3 protein-coding genes are annotated in these 4719 nt (G+C 63.3%); 1 reads left to right on the top strand and 2 read right to left on the bottom strand.

Annotated features, from left to right (window positions below):
- Nucleotides 1-259 precede the first annotated feature (259 nt).
- The gene (locus VF515_01205; GenBank protein HEX7406245.1) at nucleotides 260-1621 is read right to left on the bottom strand and encodes a DUF1214 domain-containing protein; all 1362 of its coding nucleotides are present in this window, start codon (nucleotides 1619-1621) and stop codon (nucleotides 260-262) included.
- A complete protein-coding gene (locus tag VF515_01200) occupies nucleotides 1618-2787 on the bottom strand; it encodes a sulfotransferase (GenBank protein ID HEX7406244.1) in 1170 nt (389 codons plus the stop codon). Before VF515_01200 ends, VF515_01205 begins: the two co-directional genes overlap by 4 nt.
- A gap of 220 nt (nucleotides 2788-3007) precedes the next feature.
- On the opposite strand from VF515_01200, the gene VF515_01195 reads away from it, so the two are divergent.
- Nucleotides 3008-4279 (top strand): thiolase family protein, encoded by a 1272-nt coding sequence (locus VF515_01195; GenBank protein ID HEX7406243.1) that lies wholly within the window; start codon nucleotides 3008-3010, stop codon nucleotides 4277-4279.
- Nucleotides 4280-4719: the final 440 nt, after the last annotated feature.

Raw genomic sequence — 4719 nt, 5'->3', positions numbered from 1 at the left:
GGCCGTCTGTTCAAGGACGTCCAGGCGTCGAGCCGCGATCGTAACCGCCGCGCCATGCTGCAGGAGCCGCCGGGTGCAGCCGAGCCCGACACCCGTGCCGCCGCCGGTGACCAGCGCCGTACGACCTGCGAGTAAGCCTTTCATCATCACAACCTCCGACCTGCGCGGTCCGTTGCCGCGTATTCCGTCTTGCGCCTTGACCAAGGATTCCTGAAGCGGGTGAGGCGGCTTCGCCCTTCCGCGGACCTTCGTTTCATAATCAGTATTGCCGGTACCGCCGCTGCACGTGCTCTTGCCTGATGCGAATCTGCTCGCGCCGCTCCTCCGCCGACACCGTCCGTGCGCCCGCGGGCACGTGATGGCGGATCTCGTCGAACGACACCTTGGTCACCTTGACGGTCGGCAGCTGGTCGGGCTTCTCCGAATAAGTCCAGCGCAAGGCCATGAACCCTTCCGGGTGGTCCGTGGTGTCCAGCCAATTGGGAACGCCGGGATCGCGGTGCGCGATCACGTAGCGCACCGCGCCATCGGCCTCGGCCTCGGCCTGGAATGCATTCAGGCTACTGATGTGGTTGGCATAGTCGAGCGACTCGCCCCACAGATTCGAGAGATGGAAGCCGCTGTAGGCGGGTGCGATGGGCACTCGCACCTCGATGACCAACGCCTCGTGCTCGCCGAGCTCAAAGATGCCGCCTGCGTACAGGTTCGTGCTTTGGCCGCCGCCGGTTTGGATCGCGGCAAAGTTCGGGGCGTTGAGATCGTTGCGGGGCATGAAGCGCTTGCCGTCGCCGTTCATGTCGCCATAGACCTCCAGAATGACCGCGTAGAACTCGTTCCAGAACCGCATCTGGTTGTTGACGATCTCACCCACCCGCTTCATCTGCTGTGCCGCCTTCGTCGGATCGAGCGGCAGGGGATGCGCGCCTGCGGATTTCACGCGCACGATCTGGAGGTCGAGGAGATCCTCCCGTTCCCAGTCATGGAAGAGCTCGCGCACGACTAAGTACTCCGCCCGATGTTCCTCGCGCTTGGTCGGCATGAAATTGCCCGCGTATCCGTCCGGACGCTGTGGCGCCAACAAAATCTCGAAAGACCCGTCCGCTGCGACCACCAGCTTGGCAGAGTCCAGGGTGCCGGTGTTGGTGCGCACGGCGGGGCTCAGTTCGGCGAGGTTGCCAGTGTCTCCGGCATACGCGGTGGTGGCTTCAAGGATCACATACTGTGGCGCCTTGCGGCCGGAAGCCGCCGGTTGCTCGCCGCGCCAGTGGCGATGATCCTGCGCAGTGCCCGTCACGCGGTACGTGCTGTCGCTATCAAGGGGGGCGCAGAGGTAGATGGCATCGGCGTTATCAATGGTGGCTTTGTCGACGGGTTGAATCGCCCTGCGGAAATACGGGAAGTTGGGGTCGGCGAGCGCACGCTCGATGGCGCCGAAGAGAAATCCCAGGAGATAGCGATAGCCTTCGGCGAGATTCCGATCGGTCGGTGGCGGCGGATAGAGCCGCGGATCATCGATCGCCTCTCTGGCCCGGCCGAGCTGCGCGATCATCTCGTCCCAAGCGGCACGCAGGTCTGCCTGCGCCTTCGGTCGGGCGTGCTCTTCAGTGGCGTGCGCCATCATCGTGCTCCTTTGCTAGTGGCTGGTTGCGGTGCATCCGCGTCCCACCCGTAGCGTTCGAAGAGGTCGGCGAGCGCCGCGTGGATCTCATCGCTCTTCAGGCCGAACTCATCGAGGCTATAGGTGTGGGTGGTCTCGTGGGACTTCGCCCGCTGCTCCTCCGCAGTCAGCACCTGGCTGAACTCGGACGACATGGGGAATCCGAGCTGCGCGTACACCGCCTCGACGGTGCGCTTGGGCTGCGCGACGAGCTCGCGATAGTCGACGATCGCCTGCTTGGTGTTCGGGTGCCGGGCCAAGACTTCCAGCGGATACTTGTAGGTGTGGAAGGATTGATCGGCGAGCGCCCGCAGCGAGCGGTTCATCTGCGCGCCGTCCCAGCCGCGCAGCTGCCAGGACCGCTGCATCAGCTTCAGCAAGCTCGGAATCGTTTCATAAGGGTTGCGCATCAGGACCACGATGCGCGCGTCGGGAAACGTCTCGATGAGGCTTTCGACCCGGCCCGAGAACGTGGGGTTCTTGCTCAGGTGGATCTTGTCGGCGCCGTTCAGGTAGAGCTGCCGCTTGACGCATTCCTTATAGAAGTTCATGAGGCGGCGGCGGCTCTGCGGCGGGCGCTGATCGACGTAGTAGAAATCGAGCAGGCCCATGTAGGGCAGCAGGACGATCCAAAAGCCCGAGGCGCAGGAGAAGGTGTGGATGAAATCGTCCTCCTCCGGCGCCGTGAGGCCGGTGGCGTGCATGTCCTGCGTGGCGGCGAACTTGCGCTCCTCCCATGCCTGGATGTTCTTTTCGATACGCGCGCCGAGGAAGCGCCGATCGCAGGCGGCGAGGAAGCGGATCGCCTTCTTTTGCAGGAGCGACGGCAGGAAGAGCTCGTACAGCAGAAAGAAGCTGAAGCGTTCGCCGTCCTTGCTCATCAGGCGGTGCATGAGGGTGGTGCCGCTGCGGGCGTGGCCGACGATGAATACGGGGGTGCGCACTTCGACCTGGCGCAGGCCGGGAAAGAGGATGTTGTCGAGGAAGAAGCAGATGGCGTGAAAGGTCGCCACCACGGGCACGAGGACGAGGAGGATGAAGAACAGGCGCCGCCGCCCGGCGCGGTTTTCCTCCTTGCGGGCCAAACGCAGCATGCGGAAGTAGGTATGGAAATCAAAGTACATGATCATGATCGTGTTCCCTCCACGCAGCGTGGACCAGCTCGGCCAGCAGCAGTACCACTACGAGTTCGATCTTCACAAGACTACCGACCAGCGCGGTGGCGCGCCTGGTGGTGGCGTTTCCGGATGTCGGTGGTCTATATCTGCCAGCGGAGCGCTCCGCGAAGCCGTTTGCGGACAGTGCTTGTGGCAGGAGAGATTTTCGGTAAGCACATACCCAGGAGAGCATATGCAAGACGTTTATGTTGTTGCCGTCGGCATGATCCCATTCGGGAAGTATCCCGACAAAGGGATCAAGGACCTCACCGCGATGGTGATGCGGAACCTCTTCAACCACAGTCCGGTGAAGCAGGAACAGCTCGAAGCGGCGTGGATGTCCAATGCCGGCTGGGGCATGTCCACGGGTCAACATTGTATTCGCGGCCAAGTGGCACTGTGCCCACTGGGGATCGGGGAGATTCCCATCATGAATGTGGAGAACGCCTGCGCCGGCGGATCGTCGGCATTTCATGGCGCCTGGCTCGGCGTGGCGGCGGGTGCCTACGAGGTAGCGTTGGCGATCGGGGCCGAGAAGACGTTCGTCCCTCCCGACGCTGACCCCGAGACCCGCAAGAAAGGTTTCAACAGCTTTCTGGCCGGTACCGACGTCGAAGTCACTACCAAGCTGATCGAGATGATGCAGGCCCAAGCGGAAGAGCAGCGCCGGCAGCTGGAACAGAGCGGCGAGCTCAAGAAGAAAGGCGAGGGCGGTGGAGCGCGCAGCCCGTTCATGGACATTTACGCGATGGCCAGCCGCGCCCATATGAGCCGTTACGGAACCACACAACGTCAGCTCGCCGTGATCGCCGCCAAGAACCACTACCACGGATCGCTCAATCCGGACGCCCAATACCGGATGACGATGACGGTGGAGGAAGTCCTCGACGACCGGCTGGTCTCGCATCCGCTTACACGGGCGATGTGTGCTCCGATGGGAGATGGTGCGGCGGCCGCCATCCTGGTGTCGGCGGGATATCTCAAGCGCCTGCGAGATGCGCGCCCCGTCAAGGTGTGCGCCTCCGTCCTCGCCTCCGGCAGTGCCAAACCCGGCAATCACGCCAAGATCGCCGTGGAGAAGTCCTACCACATGGCCGGTGTCGGCCCAGACGACATCGATACCGCCGAAGTGCACGACGCCACCGCATTCGGTGAGCTGGTGCAGACCGAGAACCTCGGCTTCTGCAAAGAAGGCGAGGGCGGGCCCTACGCCGAGTCGGGTGCCACCAAGCTCGGGGGCGCTCGACCTGTCAATCCCAGCGGCGGTCTGGAGTGCCGCGGGCATCCTATCGGCGCAACCGGCTTGGCGCAGATTGCGGAAATCGTTTACCAGCTCCGCGGCGATGCGGGAGCGCGCCAGGTGGCGCACGCGCACCTCGGCCTTACCGAGAACGGCGGTGGCTTCATCGGCATGGGCGAGGCCGCCATCGCCATCCATATCCTCGAAGGATCCTCTCGCGCGTAAAAGGCCGTTGCCTGCGGCGTTCATCAGGACGAGTTTGTGAAAAATCAAAACCGAATCCCCTATCCGTTCACCCCGAGTAGCGGCCGTTCTTTTCGGCCGCGTATCGAGGGGCGGGTTGCAAGGCAGGTCGGCGGCTTACGGTCCCTCGATACGCGCCCTGAGAAGACGTGCGCTACTCGGGACGAACGGTTTTGGAATCTGCGGAGATTTCTTCACAACCCCGACGTCGCCAGGCTTGACCGTGTTGGCGATGAGCAAACCAGGCTGACGGCATGCTGAACTCCAAACCGTTTGGGCCTTTCGATCCGGCCAATCCATGCCGCATCCCCGGCCTCTTCGCGGCCAACGTCCTCACCGAGCCCATCGACATCGATGCCCCCGCCGATCTCGTCTGGCCGATCGTCGTCGGCTTCGATCGCTACCCGGACTGGAACCCGCTG

It is taken from the genome of Candidatus Binatia bacterium (assembly GCA_036382395.1).
Classification (GTDB): domain Bacteria; phylum Desulfobacterota; class Binatia; order HRBIN30; family HRBIN30; genus JAGDMS01.
This window is presented reverse-complemented; position numbering and strand designations above follow the sequence as displayed.

Coding starts and splice junctions, on each gene's coding strand:
- VF515_01205 (HEX7406245.1), bottom strand. CDS start 1,621: ATGATGGCGCACGCCACTGAAGAGCACGCCCGACCGAAGGCGCAGGCA.
- VF515_01200 (HEX7406244.1), bottom strand. CDS start 2,787: ATGATCATGTACTTTGATTTCCATACCTACTTCCGCATGCTGCGTTTG.
- VF515_01195 (HEX7406243.1), top strand. CDS start 3,008: ATGCAAGACGTTTATGTTGTTGCCGTCGGCATGATCCCATTCGGGAAG.